The organism is Bradyrhizobium sp. NBAIM08 (genome assembly GCF_020193935.1).
Taxonomy (GTDB): Bacteria; Pseudomonadota; Alphaproteobacteria; order Rhizobiales; family Xanthobacteraceae; genus Bradyrhizobium; species Bradyrhizobium yuanmingense.
Window position 1 is genome coordinate 1 of the sequence record NZ_JADYVR010000871.1, and the last position, 410, is coordinate 410.

At 70.2% G+C, this 410-nt stretch carries 1 pseudogene; it reads right to left on the reverse strand.

The features are described 5' to 3' along the window. Window positions 1–410: pseudogene (locus tag I6F37_RS42475) on the reverse strand (ubiquinone biosynthesis protein UbiH); the annotation flags it as partial.

The window sequence follows — 410 nt, forward strand, 5'->3', positions numbered from 1 at the left end:
CATCGAAGGGCAACAAGGCCAGCACATCGGGCTGGCGAAACCATTGGCGGGCGGTATTGGCGTGCGGTGCCTCGCCTGTGAGCCGCGCGGCGATGGCGCGGTGGCCATAGGCCTGCGGCTGCCAACTCACGCCCAGCGACTCGCGGGCCGCCGACGCCTTGCCTTCGCACAAGGCGGTGAGCGTGGCCTCCACGGGGCTGTGCATCAAGGTGATGTGCGGCGCATAGCGCACCGCCGCGGCCAGCGAGCGCTCCAGCACCGGGGCATCGGTGATCCAGGCCAGCTCGCTGAAGCGCTGCTGCCAGGCCGAAAACTCCAGCAGACCGGCGGCGTCGCCTTCGATGTGCATGTCGTACACCGCCGTGGCGGCGTGCGGCGGCAGCGACTCCCACACCTTCAGCTGGCGCAGC